11 protein-coding genes are annotated in these 15071 nt (G+C 47.0%); 3 read left to right on the forward strand and 8 right to left on the reverse strand.

Annotated features, from left to right (window positions below; translation table 11 throughout):
• Nucleotides 1-44: 44 nt before the first annotated feature.
• The 6 genes from OL444_RS18475 to OL444_RS18500 all read right to left on the reverse strand — a co-directional run bounded on the left by OL444_RS18475 (nucleotide 45) and on the right by OL444_RS18500 (nucleotide 9947).
• Nucleotides 45-3146, reverse strand: a complete 3102-nt coding sequence (locus OL444_RS18475) for an efflux RND transporter permease subunit (RefSeq protein ID WP_264730814.1) — start codon at nucleotides 3144-3146, stop codon at nucleotides 45-47.
• Between the two features lie 121 nt (nucleotides 3147-3267).
• On the reverse strand, nucleotides 3268-4359 hold the full coding sequence (locus OL444_RS18480; protein WP_264730812.1) for an efflux RND transporter periplasmic adaptor subunit: 1092 nt from the start codon (nucleotides 4357-4359) through the stop codon (nucleotides 3268-3270).
• 4 nt (nucleotides 4360-4363) lie between these two features.
• Nucleotides 4364-5641: a TolC family protein gene (locus OL444_RS18485; RefSeq protein WP_264730810.1), complete on the reverse strand. Its 1278-nt coding sequence runs from the start codon at nucleotides 5639-5641 to the stop codon at nucleotides 4364-4366.
• A 152-nt stretch (nucleotides 5642-5793) separates the two neighbouring features.
• Complete coding sequence (locus tag OL444_RS18490; protein ID WP_264730809.1) at nucleotides 5794-7164, reverse strand: sensor histidine kinase; 1371 nt, start codon at nucleotides 7162-7164, stop codon at nucleotides 5794-5796.
• Between the two features lie 29 nt (nucleotides 7165-7193).
• Nucleotides 7194-7880 carry a response regulator transcription factor gene (locus OL444_RS18495; RefSeq protein WP_264730807.1) on the reverse strand — a complete coding sequence of 229 codons (687 nt, stop codon included), beginning with the start codon at nucleotides 7878-7880 and terminating at the stop codon, nucleotides 7194-7196.
• A gap of 96 nt (nucleotides 7881-7976) precedes the next feature.
• Nucleotides 7977-9947, reverse strand: a complete 1971-nt coding sequence (locus OL444_RS18500; protein ID WP_264730805.1) for an ABC-F family ATP-binding cassette domain-containing protein — start codon at nucleotides 9945-9947, stop codon at nucleotides 7977-7979.
• Between the two features lie 202 nt (nucleotides 9948-10149).
• Here OL444_RS18500 and OL444_RS18505 point away from each other — a divergent pair, with 202 nt between their 5' ends.
• Entirely contained in the window at nucleotides 10150-10740 is a 591-nt protein-coding gene (locus OL444_RS18505; protein ID WP_264730803.1) for a DUF3347 domain-containing protein, read from the forward strand.
• 117 nt (nucleotides 10741-10857) lie between these two features.
• Here the strand turns inward: OL444_RS18505 and OL444_RS18510 are convergent, their stop codons facing one another.
• Nucleotides 10858-11415 (reverse strand): hypothetical protein, encoded by a 558-nt coding sequence (locus OL444_RS18510; protein ID WP_264730801.1) that lies wholly within the window; start codon nucleotides 11413-11415, stop codon nucleotides 10858-10860.
• A 200-nt stretch (nucleotides 11416-11615) separates the two neighbouring features.
• On the opposite strand from OL444_RS18510, the gene thrS reads away from it, so the two are divergent.
• The gene (thrS, locus tag OL444_RS18515) at nucleotides 11616-13556 is read left to right on the forward strand and encodes a threonine--tRNA ligase (protein ID WP_264730799.1); all 1941 of its coding nucleotides are present in this window, start codon (nucleotides 11616-11618) and stop codon (nucleotides 13554-13556) included.
• 169 nt (nucleotides 13557-13725) lie between these two features.
• Nucleotides 13726-14430, forward strand: a complete 705-nt coding sequence (gene infC, locus OL444_RS18520) for a translation initiation factor IF-3 (RefSeq protein ID WP_264730798.1) — start codon at nucleotides 13726-13728, stop codon at nucleotides 14428-14430.
• Nucleotides 14431-14550: 120 nt separating this feature from the next.
• On the opposite strand, the gene OL444_RS18525 is transcribed toward infC, so the two are convergent.
• Nucleotides 14551-15069, reverse strand: a complete 519-nt coding sequence (locus tag OL444_RS18525; RefSeq protein WP_264730797.1) for a HEAT-like fold family protein — start codon at nucleotides 15067-15069, stop codon at nucleotides 14551-14553.
• Nucleotides 15070-15071 lie beyond the last annotated feature (2 nt).

Consider the following 15071-nt stretch of genomic DNA (forward strand, 5'->3'; position numbering starts at 1 on the left):
ACCTATATGCGAACTAAAAATTTATATAGCTCCTGTTGTCAGGATTATACCAATGCTTCTTTTCTGTTTTTATAGGCGCCATAGAAAATGATGGGAAATACCAGCAATGTCAGTACAGTTGCTGTAATTAATCCACCAATCACCACAATCGCCAGGGGTTTCTGCGTTTCAGAACCAATGCCGTGCGACAGCGCTGCCGGTACCAGGCCAATAGCCGCCATGAGGGCTGTCATCACCACAGGCCGTATCCGGCTTTGTACGCCCAGTCGGATCGACTCGTTCAAGCTTAGCCTCGCCTGCAGGTTCTTATGGAATACCGAAATCAATATCACCCCGTTTTGAATACAGATACCAAACAAGGCAATGAAACCTACGCCGGCAGAAATACCAAAGTTCATATGGGTCACATGTAATGCCAGGATACCACCAATTAACGCGAAAGGTACATTCATCAGTACAAGGCCGGCATCCTTTACATTCCCCAGCATGATAAACAGTATCATGAAGATGGCCACAATACTGATAGGTACTACCTGTCCCAGTCGCTGGGTCGCACGCACCTGGTTTTCAAATTCACCGGTCCAGCCAATACTGTAGCCTTTCGGCAGTTTGATCACTTTGTTGATCCTGGCCTGTGCTTCCGCAATGGTGCTGCCCAGGTCGCGGTCACGTACGGAGAACTTAATCCCGATAAACCTTTTGTTGCTGTCGCGATAAATGAAAGCAGGACCAGTAATGGTTTTAATATCTGCTATTTCCTTCAGCGGTACCTTGTTGTTATTGATGCTGGGCACCATCAGGTTGGCCAGGTCTTCTTCGGTTTTACGGTAATTCTCATCGTAACGGATACGGATATCGAATTTCTTCTCCCCCTCATACAGCTGGGTAGCTGTTTTACCGCCAATGGCCATTTCAATCACCGCTTGCGCATCACCGGTAGAAACGCCATACTGGGCCATCTTGTTGTCGTCCAGGTTAATGCTCATTTCCGGTTGCCCGATGTTACGGATCACCCCCAGATCTTTGATACCGGGTACAGTTTTCAGCTGCGCCATGACCTGCTGCGATAAGGCTTCCAGTTTAACCAGGTCGCTGCCAAAAATCTTCACGCCATTGGCGGCTTTAAAGCCGGCTACGGCTTCTGATACGTTGTCGCTGATAGGCTGAGAGAAGTTGAGGATAATACCGGGGTATTTCTTCAGGCGTTGCTCCATTTGCGCAATCAGTTCATCCTGCGTGATAGCACGTTTCCATTCCGCTTTAGGCGCCAGGTCTACCTGGTATTGTACAAAGTAGAAGCCATTGGGGTCGGTACCATCGTTGGAACGGCCCACCTGCGATAATACCTTTTTCACTTCCGGGAAGTTGCCCAGATCCGAACGGATCAGGTGTGCCATGCGGGTACTTTCGGTGAGCGACATACTCATTGGCAATTCGGTGGTTACCCAAAGAGAGCCTTCATTCAGCTGCGGCAGGAATTCCGTTCCCAGGAACCGGGCCGAGAAGAAGGTGAGTACCATAAAGGAAAGTGCCAGCACGAGGCTTAAACGCTTGTTCCGGTAGGTCCAGTTAAAACCCCTGGTCACTATGCGGTCAAAGAAAATTACCACTACGTTGTGTTTCTCCTTTACATTTTTATGGAGGAGGATAGAACACAATACGGGTACCAGCGTGAGGGTAAACAATAAAGCACCCAGCAAGGCAAAACCCAGTGTCCAGGCCAGCGGAGAAAACATCTTACCCTCTACTTTCTGGAAAGAGAAGATAGGGATGAGGGAGATGATAATAATGAGTTTGGAGAAGAAGATCGCTTTGGCCAGCTCTCCACCGGTTTGTTTGATCCATCCCAGTTTAGCCATTTTGTTGAAGCGGGCCATCCCATATTTGGTAGCCTTGTGATCCAGCATAACAAATACGCCTTCCACCATGACAACGGCGCCGTCTATGATAATACCGAAGTCTATCGCCCCCATCGACAGCAGGTTGGCACTCATCCCTTTCAGGCGGAGACACATAAACGCAAACAGGAGGGCCAGCGGAATGATAATGGATACAATCACCGTGGTACGCCAGTCGGCCATGAAGATAAAGACGATCACAGTTACAAAGATGATCCCTTCCACGAGGTTATGCATCACGGTGTGTGTACAAAACTCCATGAGGTTATCCCGGTCATAGAAGGTTTCCATGGTGATGTCTTCCGGCAGCACCGTTTCGTTCAGCTCTTTCAGTTTATCTTTCAGGCGATGCAGCACTTCGGTGGGATTCTCTCCCTTACGCATTACCACGATGCCTTCCACGAGGTCATCGTTTTTGTCGAGACCTACCTGTCCCACACGCGGAGCCGATGCTTCATGTACATGGGCGAGGTCCTTTACCAATAAAGGCACCCCATTGATATTCTGGATAATGATGTTCTGTATATCGGAGATGCTGTTCAGCAGGCCAATACCTCTTACAACGTATGCCTGTCCGTTTTTTTCAATCACATCGCCACCAACATTCACATTGCTCTTGGTGACGGCCTGGTATAATTCCAGCGGCGTAATATCATATTTGGCGAGGCGTACGGGATCGGCAGAGATCTCGTATATTTTTTCCTGTCCGCCAAAGGCTACCACATCTGCGATGCCGGGCACACTGCGGAGCTGCCGGTCTATCACCCAGTTTTGCCAGGTAAGTAACTCCCGGGAATCCCGTTTGGGGCTTTTCAGGTAGTACCGGAAGATTTCTCCGGTAGGGCCGTAGGGGGGCTGTACTTCGGGCGATGCGCCGTCCGGCAATCCAATATTGGCCAGCATATTATTGACCTGTTGCCGGGCGAAAAAATCTTCCACATCATCGTCAAAAATTATTTTCACCACAGATAAACCGAACATCGTAACAGAACGTACGCTGGTTTTTTTCTGCACGGCATTCATTGATACTTCTATAGGAAGTGTTACAAAGCGTTCCACTTCCTGGGCGCTGCGGCCATTCCATTTGGTCACAATCACAATCTGTGTATTGGTGACATCGGGGAAGGCCTCAATAGGTGTGTGCAAAAAGGAAAAAACACCTGCTATCACCAGTGTGACCACACTGATAAAAACAAACAGTTTGTTCCTGAGAGAAAATGCTACAATATTTCTGATGAATTTATTCATAAATCCGGTGCTTTAGATAGCCATGCTGGTCTTTCACTTTAAGTGGTTGTTTCGCCCGCAGGAGGGGCTGTAAACGATGCTCAAAGCAATATGTAGCCTGGTAAGATGAATCATGGCAGTATTAGTCTTTCAGTGCGTCGTAAATGAGCAGCTGATTTTTTGAAATCACTTTCTCTTCCGGTTTCAATCCGGCAGAGATGTAGGTGATATCACCCGCTGTTTTGGCTACTTCTACCTGACGTACGCTGATATTGAATTTATCCTTGAATACCAGCACAAAGTTTTTACTGTTGTCAAAAATGATGGCGGCAGAAGGCACTGCTATCTGCTCGTCATTATCCTGATAGGTCACGTATACCGTGGCAAACATCTCCGGTTTCAGCAGCATGTTTTTATTGTCGATACGTATCCTTACCTGCATGGTTTTGGTGGCAGGGTCCAGGAAGTTGTAGATCTTGTCGATCTTGCCGTGGAAGGGCTGATCGGGGTAGCTTACTGTTACCACGTCTGCTTCGTATCCTTCTTTGATGCGGGCGATATCTGTTTCAAATACATTGGCCATTACCCATACATCATCCAGTTCAGAAATGGTAAAGATATTCGTACTGTTATCGGTACGGATTTCCATACTGTTGTTGATGTTTTTTTCGATGATATAGCCGGAGATAGGTGCGGTAACAAGATAGGTGGCGCCTTTTCCTTTGCGATATATTTTAAAGAGGTCGTTCAGCCGGTTGATTTCTGCATCTGATTTTTGTACCTCTCCTTTGGCATTCACCACATCTTTTTCGGTACTCAGACGGCTGTCGTACAGGTCCTGCGCTACTTTCAGGTTTTTGTCTGCCACATTGCGGTCAGACCTGGCCTGCGCCAGTTGTTTTTCATAGTCGGCAATTTCCGCACTGTGTATCACGGCCAGTACCTGTCCTTTCTGTACATAATCGCCCAGCTGTACTTTAATATCTTCCACATAGCCACTTACCAGCGGATATACTTTCAATACCTTACCACCATTGGGTGCTACCTTACCGGAAAGCCGCAATTCATTCAGTACCGGTTCCATACGGGCAGTGTCTATGCGGATATTTTTCAGCATAGTATCACTGAGTACGAAGGTACTTTTCTCGGCTTCTTCTGCCTGGGTATCCTTGCAGCCACTCCATATAATGGCCGCCAATAAACAAAAGCCGAGGAATATAATAGGCCGTTTCATGCGCTTAAAGTTTAAATAGTTCTTGTCCTGTTGCATAGTTGAGTTCTTCGTAGGCATTTACCCGGTTGGATAAAAACTTATTGATATTTTTTGCGTTGTCGCTGTAGCTGTTGAAGTAATCGATAAACTGCAGGAGAGAGATGTTGCCTTTACTGAAATTTCTGGCTACTTCTGCAATGAGGGTATCAAATTCTCCCTGGAACTGGTGCAGGTCGAAGCCTTTGTAACGTTTTTCCAGTGCTACGATACGCTGATAGGCGGTCAGTACTTCCGACTGGGCAACAGATTGTTGTTGCAGGAGCTGCTGCTGTACGGCGTTTACCTGGGAGGCGGCAGCCCGGATGTTACCCTGGTTGCGGTTCCACACCGGCAGGTCGATGCCGAACGTCAAGCCTATAAAATGAGGGATATAGCTACCTTGTTTGTCATAGGTAGCGCCAACATGGATGTCGGGTACGGCCATGGATTGTTGCAGGCGGTAATTGAGTCCGGCGCTCTGGTATTGGGCGGCGGCTATTCTTACATCCGGCCGGTATTTCGCGGCGCTATCCAGCAGCTGCGGTAGTTGTATCTTATCGAGGGTATAGCTGGCGAGATCGCTGGGCTGTAATATGGCATCATAAAAATCCTGCGTATGCAGCAGTTGCTGCAGGTTTTTCTGGGCATCCAGTTCCTGTTGTTTCAGATCGGCATAATCATTTTCGATACCTACCTGCAATGCCTGCAACCTGATCAGATCAGAGTGGGCTACACTCCCTTTTTTATCCGCAGTAATATAGGCGTCTACAATGGTTTGCAGATTGCCCAATTGTTCTTTCAATACTTTTTCTGTCCGCCGCAGATAGTAGATATTATAGAAGTTGGCCCGCAATTGCAACCGCAGCGTACGTACCAGCTCATCAAAGGTGGCTTCATTCATTTTCACGGCTGTTGCGGCCAGCTGTACATTTTTGTTCCTTTTACCGGCCAGCTGTATCAGCTGATCAATGGTATACTGGGTTTCCCCGCCACGGCCGATATCAAATGGTCTCGGCTTTTCCATACTTCTGAATCCCAATACGGTACTCAGGGAAGGGTTATTCCATAGCTTCGCCTGCCGGATTAATGCTTTGGAGGCATCTGTCTGATAGCGTTGTGCAAGTAATAAATAATTCTTAACCAGGAAGGAATCTTCAACGGCCTGTAAGGTGACCGGCCGGGGTACGGTCTGTGCCTGAGAAGGTTGCATAAAGCCCAGACAGCAAACGTATCCTGACATAATCAGTGTACGCATAGTTCGCATAATGCCAAATTTCATGACACAAAGCTCACCAAGTGAGATTAAAGGAACCTTTAAGGGATATTAAAAAGAAATTAAAATCAGGCCGCCGGATGGCACGGCCATGCTATTGCAGTCCGGGTGGGGGACTGGTGGCAGGTGGCTGTGAGGTGCTATCAGATATGTGGCAGGATCACGGTAAAGATGGTACCACCGCCGGTATTAGGCGTTACGGTAATGTGGCCGCGATGCAGCTGCACAATTTTTTTACAGATAGATAAACCCAATCCGTGTCCACGGATCTGCAGCGCATTTTGTCCGCGGTAGAAAGGTTCGAAAATTTTATTGATCTCCGCAGGCGGAATACCGATGCCGTTATCCTTTACCTGTATGGTCATGTATTGGGTGAAGAAATCGATCGCGATATAGGCGGTATTGTCTGCAGAAAACTTACAGGCATTATCTGTCAGATTCAGGAATAATACTTTCAAAAGGTTTTCATTACCCAAACAGGTGACAAGCGAATCGTTGTCGGGTACCTTCACAAACTGGATATCTACTTTACCGGGCACCTTATTTTTCAGGTGTATCAGGTTGGTCATCTCCATCAGCAATTCATCCATACGTACAGGGCTGAAAGTAAATTCCTGCTGCCGCATTTCCGACTGGGCCAGTTGCAACAGGCCATTGGAAAGGTCGGAGAGGTTCTCTGCATCTTCCAGTACCGATACCAGCAGGGCATGATATTCTTCCTTGCTTCTGTCTTTGGATAAGGTTACCTGCAGCTGGCTGATGATTGCTGCCAGCGGCGTTCTTAATTCGTGTGAGGCATTGCTCACGAAACTTTTCTGCAGGTCGAATGATTCACTGAGACGTAGCAACATCGTGTTGAAATTCGCTCCCAGCTTGGCAATTTCGTCTTTCCCTTTTACAGCTACCTGGGTATCCTGCAGGTTATTGGCGTTGATGGTATCTACCTGTTTCACCAGCCTGTCAATAGGCTGCACCATTTTACGGGCAAAGAAATAACCTACACCTACCAATACAAACAGGGCGATAATCAGCTCCAGCAGCAGGATTTGCTGCAGGCTTTGCAGGTTTTGAAAACCGTATTTATCAAAAGAAGATACAATAACGATAACAGATACTGCTCCTTCTGTATAATACACACCTACTACTTCACCGCCGCCTTTATCGTAGCTGTATAGTTTGTTTTGTTTGATATAATCCAGCAGGCTGGGGTGGGTGCGGATGGTCGTATCTTTCAGATTGCTGTACAGCAGATCGTAGGAGGGATTGTATACCAGGATGGTTTCTTTATAAAGATCCTGGAAGGTAGTCCGGTCCAGCTTTCGCAGCAGATCTACTTTTACGTGCCCGTCTTCAATAATAACATTGGCAATGGAACGTGCGCGGTACTCCAGGCGTTCCAGGTATTCTGCCTTGCGGGATTTGGCGGAGAAATAATAGGCCAGTCCTGCAAATGCGATGAGCATGAACGTAGCAGAAAGGGTGTAATAAAGTGCTATCTTATATTTTATCTTCAAAGCAGCAGTATAATATCCGGATAACAGAATTATTCTTCGGAGAGATAATATCCCATACCTGTTTTCGTGTGCAGGAGTTTCTGATCGAAATCTTTGTCAATTTTCTTACGGAGGAAATTCATGTATACTTCGATCACGTTGGTACCGGTATCAAAATCGATATCCCATACCTTTTCCGCGATGGTTAGTTTGGAGATGACTTTTCCTTTATGTAAGGCCAGAAATTCGAGCAGCTGATATTCTTTGGCGGTGAGGGCTATTTTTTTGCCGCCCCGTGTGACCTCTTTTTTCTCGCGGTCTATTTCCAGGTCGGCAATACTGATTTTAAACTGAGTGCTTTGTGCGGCCACAGCGCCGGCACGTTTCAGGAATACCCGGATGCGGGCCAGCAGTTCCCGGAAGTCGAAAGGTTTTACCAGGTAATCATCTGCGCCCAGCTCGAAGGCCTGCATTTTATCTTCCATGCCGCCGAGGGCAGTGAGCATAATCACCGGTATACGGTTGTTTTTGTGGCGGATCACCTCACACAGTTCATAGCCGTTGCTGTGGGGGAGGTTCAGATCCAGTATAACGAGGTCGTAATGGTTGCTGGCTGCCAGGCTTTTTCCCATGCGGCCATCATAGGCTACATCCACTTCAAATCCGTTTTCTTCCAACCCTTTTTTAACGGCATTGGCCACTTTTACTTCATCTTCTACAACCAGTATCTTTTGCATAACGAAGACAGGGGGTTTAATACTGAAATTACGCATTACAGGTACAGGATGTGCACCTGTAATGCATCCTTTCATACGGGTAGTTACATCCGCCCGTTAGCTGGTCAGGTTCGCTTCCAGCTGCATTATTTTCTCGAACAATTGTTCATATTGCTGATTGGCTCTTTCCAGGTATTTGAGTACATCCTGGTACTCATTTTCTACCTGGGCAAACCTGTTTTTATCATTGTAGATCTCCGGTGTTCCAAGACTGGCTTCCAGGTTGCTTTTCCGTTCTTTCAAACTGGCTACCTGTCCTTCTACCTGAGAGAACTGTTTTTGCTGTTTTTGCAGCTCGCGTTGTACATCTTTGTTGATAGCGCCTTTGGTGGCATTGGCAGCTGCTGATTGCGACTGACTTTCCTTTTTCGTTTCTGCGTTATTGTTAGACTGCGATAATTTGGTCGTAGCAGCAGCAGGGGCATTGGTCGCCATTCTCTTTTTCCACTCTTCCCATTCTGTGTAGGTACCTTTGAATTCCTTGATTTCTCCGTCTACAATCTCCCAGATTTTGTTGGCGGTCTGGCTCACAAAATAACGGTCGTGCGATACGAGTACCAGGCTACCATCATATTTGTTCAGTGCATCAATCAGCATCTGTACAGAGTTCATGTCCAGGTGGTTCGTCGGCTCATCGAGCATGAGGAAGTTGGCCTGGCTGATGATGGTTTTAGCCAGTGCCACCCTTGCTTTTTCGCCTCCGGAGAGTATCTTGATCTTCTTAAATACATCGTCGCCGGTGAAGAGGAAACAGCCCAGCAGTTGCCGGAGCTCCAGTTCGGTGCGGCCGCTGCCAAAGTTTTTCAGTTCATCCAGTATTTCGCAGTTAAGGTCCAGTGATTCCAGCTGGTGCTGTGCATAGAAGCTGGTTACCACGTTGTGACCGGGTACCCGTTCCCCTTCCATAGGTTCCATACCGAATATGATACGGAGGAGGGTGGATTTCCCTTTACCGTTGGCGCCTATCAGGGCTATTTTATCACCGCGGTTGATTTCCGCGCTGGTATTTTTTAAGATAGAAATAGGACCGAAGCTCTTGCTGATATTATTCAGGGTACATAAAATCTTACCGGGAGTTTTGTCCACGGAGAAGTTGATCCTGATTTTAGAAGGGCCGTTGTCTACCTGTTCCACGCGGTCCAGTTTATCCAGTCGTTTGGCAATACTCTGCGCCTGGGCGGCTTTAGAGGCTTTTGCCTTAAAACGTTCAATGAAACGTTCCTGCTGGCGGATATAATCCTGCTGGTTATCGTAGGCACGCTGCTGCATTTCCCGGCGCAGTTCTTTTTCCACTTCGTAATCGGCGTAGCTACCAGCGTAGTGGTGCAGCTGCTGCTGATATACTTCCACAATTTTATTGACCATACGATCCAGGAAATAGCGGTCGTGAGAAACGATGATAACGGCGCCGTTATAACCAATCAGGTATCTTTCCAGCCATTCGATGGAGGGAAGATCCAGGTGGTTCGTGGGCTCATCGAGCATGAGTACATCCGGTTGCTGTAAGATGAGGCGGGCCAGGAGTACACGCATACGCCATCCTCCGGAGAACTGGTTGTAAGGACGATCCAGGTCGGCAGTGGTAAAACCTAAGCCTTCGAGTACCTGGGCCGTTTTGTGCTTCATATTATAGCCGTCCAGTGCTTCAAATTCGTGCAGCTTGTCACTGAATTCGTGCAGCAGTTCGTCGGTCTGACTTTCTTCCAGCTCTTTGGTGATACGTTCAATATCTTTTTCCAGTTCCAATGCCTTGCCGAAGGCCATCATACCTACGGTGAGGATGGATTCTTCGGTTTCAAAGCTGAGGAGGTCCTGGTTAAAGAAGCCGATAGTCAGGTTTTTGCTTTTATTAACACTTCCTTTGGAAATAGAATATTCTCCGTTGATAATGCGCAGCAGGGTGGATTTACCGGTTCCGTTCAATCCGATAAGTCCTACACGGTCTCCTGGTTCAATATGCCAGGAAGAATCTTCCAGTATCACCCTGGAGCCAAACTCAAATGTAATGTCCTGTAATGCGATCAACATAAAATATAAAAAATTGGATAAAAAACGTGCAAAGTTAAGGATAAATGTCTGAATTCTAGCGAATATGATTAAAATGATTAACCTGAAATGTTGGAGCAGCAACAGGTGCCGGTTTTTCAGGCAATGATTACGGCAGTTTGGGTGGTGCGGCCTGTTGTGTTGTCACTGCATTTTAATTAGTTTTGTTACAAAGAGAAATTACATGAGTTTTAAAGTATGCGTTCCCGTTGGCACCTTCTTACTGGCTGCCACGTTACTGGCTTGTCAGCAGAATACCTCCAAACAGGAAGGGCAGGAGCAAACAGTGGCCGGCGAAGCCCTGCAGGCGCCTTACAACCCCGTTTTCTATGACTCCCTGCAAACGGCGATGCAATCTTATTATCAGCTGTCGGCAGCCCTGGTAAAGGCAGATACAGCCGCCGCCAATGTAGCGGCAGCGGGCCTGAAATTGCATGTAGATAGTTTGCCGGTATCATTGTTGCAAATGGATAGCACACATCTGGGAACGATCAGCAGCACCACCGGCAGTATCAGTGCCGAACTATTGGCTTTCCCGGCGGAAGCTACCCTGGAAGGCAAACGGGAGGCATTTCAGATGGTATCGGAAATGTTGTTTGACCTGGTACGGAACACCGGCCTGAAAGGGCAGACCATTTATCACCAGTATTGCCCGATGGCTTTCGATAATAAAGGAGCTTACTGGCTGAGTGATAAGCCGGGTATTCTGAATCCTTATTTTGGAGATGAGATGCTGGAGTGCGGAGAAACGAAAGATACTTTGCGTTACAAGTAGGTAGTAGTGCGGGCGATCGGCGCAGCTGATGCAGTAGGAGCGGAGGGCAGCATGCCTGACGGTGTGGGGAAGGTAATTAGGTAAGGAGAAAACAGTGAAGGGGGTAATAGCGGGGTCTTATTTTCTCATCATGAAATTGATGATGGCCAATACGGAGCCGATGATAGCGATGAATTGCACCAGGCTGGCAATACCGATACTGCTTTTAAGATCGGATTTCACCTGTTCGATTTTTACGTTGGTTTGTGCGCCGGCGTCTATCAGTTTTAGGTGCAGCTCATGAATGTCTTGTTTTAACTCAAATTTTGTGTCCACAATTTGGGTTTCCACATGCTGAATTTTGCTGCTGAGAGTAGTTTCTACATGTTGGATCTTGGTTTCAACATGCTGAATCTCGCCTCTGAGTGTAGTGGCAACCTGTTGGATCTCACTTCTGAGGGTAGTTTCAACGTGTTGAATTTCACCTCTGAGCGTAGTCTCTACCTGTTGGATCTCTTTGCGGAGCACACCTTCGGTTGTTTTGAGTGCTTCTTTGGTCGCTAATCCGGCAATGGCAGTTGCATAATGCCTTTGGGAAGACTCCTCCAGTGCCACCACCAGCCCGGCAGCCTTTTCATCCGGCAAATGGAGGTCGTGCCGGAAAATGTCATAAAGTTTTAAATTGACAGCAATCATTTGTAAACTTTTTTTGTTACAAAGGTGAAAATAAACATTTTTTGGACAGCAACTTCATTGCCGTGTAAATAATTATTTTTAAAATCCTTACTTTCAATGAAGTACTATAAAAAAGCTAACAAACTATTTCTTAACTTCGCAAACATTTTATAAAGGAAATATAGCCCATATGAAAAAGTATGGTGCTAATAGCAAAACGTATGATAAATATCACTTTTCCGGATGGCGCAGTTCGTCAGTATGAACCAGGAGTAACTGCATTGGACATTGCCAAATCCATCAGCGAAGGATTGGCACGTAAAGTATTGGCAGCAAAAATTAATGGACAGGTAGTGGATGCTACCCGTCCGGTTATGACGGATAGCACGCTGCAACTGCTGACGTGGGTGGATACGGATGGTAAAGCCACCATGTGGCATTCCTCTGCACACTTAATGGCCGAAGCATTGGAAGCTTTGTATCCGGGTGTGAAGCTGGGATATGGACCCGCCATTGAAAACGGATTCTATTACGATATCGATCTGGGAGGCCGTACCATCACCGACGAAGACCTGAAAAAGGTAGAAGCCAAAATGGTGGAACTGTCTAAACAGAACAGCACATATGTCCGTAAGGAGGTAAGCAAAGCTGATGCCCTGTCTTACTTTACGGAGAAAGGAGATGAATACAAGCTGGAAACCATTAATGAACTGGCAGACGGCAGTATCAGCTTCTATACACAAGGCGCTTTTACAGATCTGTGCCGCGGCCCACACATTCCGCACACAGGTTTCATTAAAGCCATTAAACTGACCAACATTGCCGGTGCTTACTGGCGTGGGAACGAAAAAAACAAGATGCTGACCCGCATCTATGGTATTACTTTCCCCAACCAGAAAGAGCTGGACGAATACCTGGCACTCATCGAAGAGGCCAAAAAACGTGATCACCGCAAACTCGGAAAGGAACTGGAACTCTTTGCCTTCTCCGAAAAAGTGGGATTGGGCCTGCCTATGTGGCTGCCGAAAGGCGCTATGCTGCGTGAACGTTTACAACGTTTCCTGCAGGATGCACAGCTGGCCAGCGGTTATCTGCCGGTAGTGACGCCACATATCGGTAATAAAAACCTGTACATTACATCCGGACACTACGAAAAATATGGTAAAGACAGTTTTCAGCCTATCCACACACCGGAAGAAGGTGAGGAGTTTATGCTGAAGCCGATGAACTGTCCGCATCACTGCGAATTGTATAAGGCATCGCCTAAGTCATACAAGGACTTACCGGTGCGTTTCGCGGAATTCGGTACTGTGTACCGTTACGAACAACATGGTGAACTGCATGGCCTGACCCGTGTACGTGGGTTTACTCAGGATGATGCGCACCTGTTTTGCCGTCCGGATCAGGTAAAGGAAGAATTCTGTAAGGTAATTGATCTCGTGATGCACGTGTTCAAGAGCCTCGACTTCCAGGATTACGTAGCACAGATCTCCCTGCGCGATAAAGAAGACCGTTCCAAGTACATCGGTTCAGAAGCGAACTGGGAGCTGGCAGAACAGGCGATCATTGAATCCGCTGCGGAAAAAGGACTGAAAACCGTGACTGAATATGGCGAAGCGGCCTTCTATGGTCCTAAGCTGGATTTCATGGTGAAAGATGCCCTGGGCCGTAAATGGCAGCTGGGTACCATTCAGGTGGATTACAACCTGCCGGAACGTTTTGAACTGGAGTATATCGGGGCAGATAATGCCAAACACCGTCCTGTAATGATTCACCGGGCGCCGTTTGGTTCCCTGGAAAGATTTATTGCCGTATTGATCGAACATTGCGCCGGTAAATTCCCGCTTTGGCTGACACCTACCCAGGTGAAAGTGCTGCCTATCAGTGATAAGACACAGGAATATGCAGAAAAAGTAGCAGAAGTGCTGAAAAAAGCGGAAATTCGCGCAGAAATAGACGATAGAAGTGAGAAGATAGGTAAGAAGATCCGGGAAGCAGAACTGGCAAAGATCCCGTATATGCTGGTATTAGGCGAGAAAGAAGCTGCAGATAACATCGTAGCTGTTCGCCGTCAATCAAAAGGTGATCTCGGAACAATGACGCTGGAACAGTTTACAGCGTTGGTAAATGAAGAAGTGACGAATAGAAAGCCCATTGAGTAACAAGTGTTAAATGTGGAAAAAAAGTATATAAAACAATGAACATTACTGAATTCAGGTATGTTAATTGCTTTAATTTTCCCCTTACTTTTGTATAAAGTTGTTTTTGGTCCATGGACGAAATGTGGACCATGGACTATGGACAATTAATTATTTAATTTTATTTTTCTTAATGCAACAAAGACCCAGACCAAGTTTTGGCGGTAACAATCGGGGAAGAAACCCCAACTTCCGCAGGGAACAACAACAAGAACATCGCACCAACAGGATGATACGCGTTCCTGAGGTAAGACTTGTAGGCGAGAACATTGAGGTAGGTGTCTACAGAACTGAAGAAGCGTTGCGCTTGGCGGAAGAACAAGGTTTAGACCTGGTGGAAATTTCTCCAAATGCTGTTCCTCCCGTTTGCCGTATCATCGACTACAATAAATTCCTCTACGAGAAGAAGAAGAAGGAAAAGGAGATGAAGGCGAAGGCACATAAAAGCGAAGTGAAAGAAATTCGTTTTACGCCTAACACCGATGATCATGACTTCGATTTCAAGGCTAAACATGCGGAAAGCTTCCTGAAAGACGGTAACAAGGTTAAAACCTATGTACAGTTTAAAGGTCGCGCCATTATGTTTAAAGAGCGCGGTGAGCTGATTCTGCTGAAATTCGCAGAAAGACTGGCAGAAGTGGGTGGCCTGGAAAGCATGCCTACCATGGAAGGTAAACGTATGATTGCCATCTTCGCGCCTAAAGCAGCCAAGAAAAAAGAAAAAGAACCTAAGGAACCACGTGAACCTAAAGGTCCTAAAGAAGCGCCTAAAGAAGCACCTCAGGCTCCTACTACACCTCCTGCCGCTGAAACCCAGCCGGAGAAAGGAAATGAGTAGTCTTCCGCTTCATATCTGATTAAAAAAGCAGCACAGACGAGGTCTTGTACCAGTTGTGCTGCTTTCTTAGTTAAAGTATGCCTGCAGTCTTTGTTCACCCAAACAAAGGCGTGTATCTTTCTATGCTTTAATCATCGCCATAACCTTCTTTGCGCGCGACCGGAAGCCCGCAGAAGGATTGTGTTCCAGCTGATCTGTAATCAGCAGCCGGATCTCGTTTTTTATTTCCGGATAGGTGGTGGCCAGATTGGCCAATACTGTCATGGAAAAGACTTTCACCGCTACGGCTTCCGCCGGATCTTCCAGAAAAATAAAACAGGTATTCATTACGGCGCCGTGCAGCGCTGCCGGCACCGGCAGGAATTGCAGTATCCGCAATACATTTCGTTTAACCGCTACCGGTATATCTTCTGCTTCCATTCTGGCTACCATCGCTGGCAGGTGAGGAAGTATCAAGGCCGGATATTTTTCTGCTACAAAAGAAGCAATCCAGGCCGCACGTTGTACCACCCTGTATTCATCATGCAGCAATAATTGAATGAGGGCATCCACCCGTTGGGGGTTATTGCCTATCCACGCAGCGATCTGTAAGGATTGCGCGCGGGAATGTTCTGTGAGTATGGCTGTCCGTAATTCCATGG

Source organism: Chitinophaga nivalis, from assembly GCF_025989125.1.
In the GTDB taxonomy this organism is placed as follows: Bacteria; Bacteroidota; Bacteroidia; order Chitinophagales; family Chitinophagaceae; genus Chitinophaga; species Chitinophaga nivalis.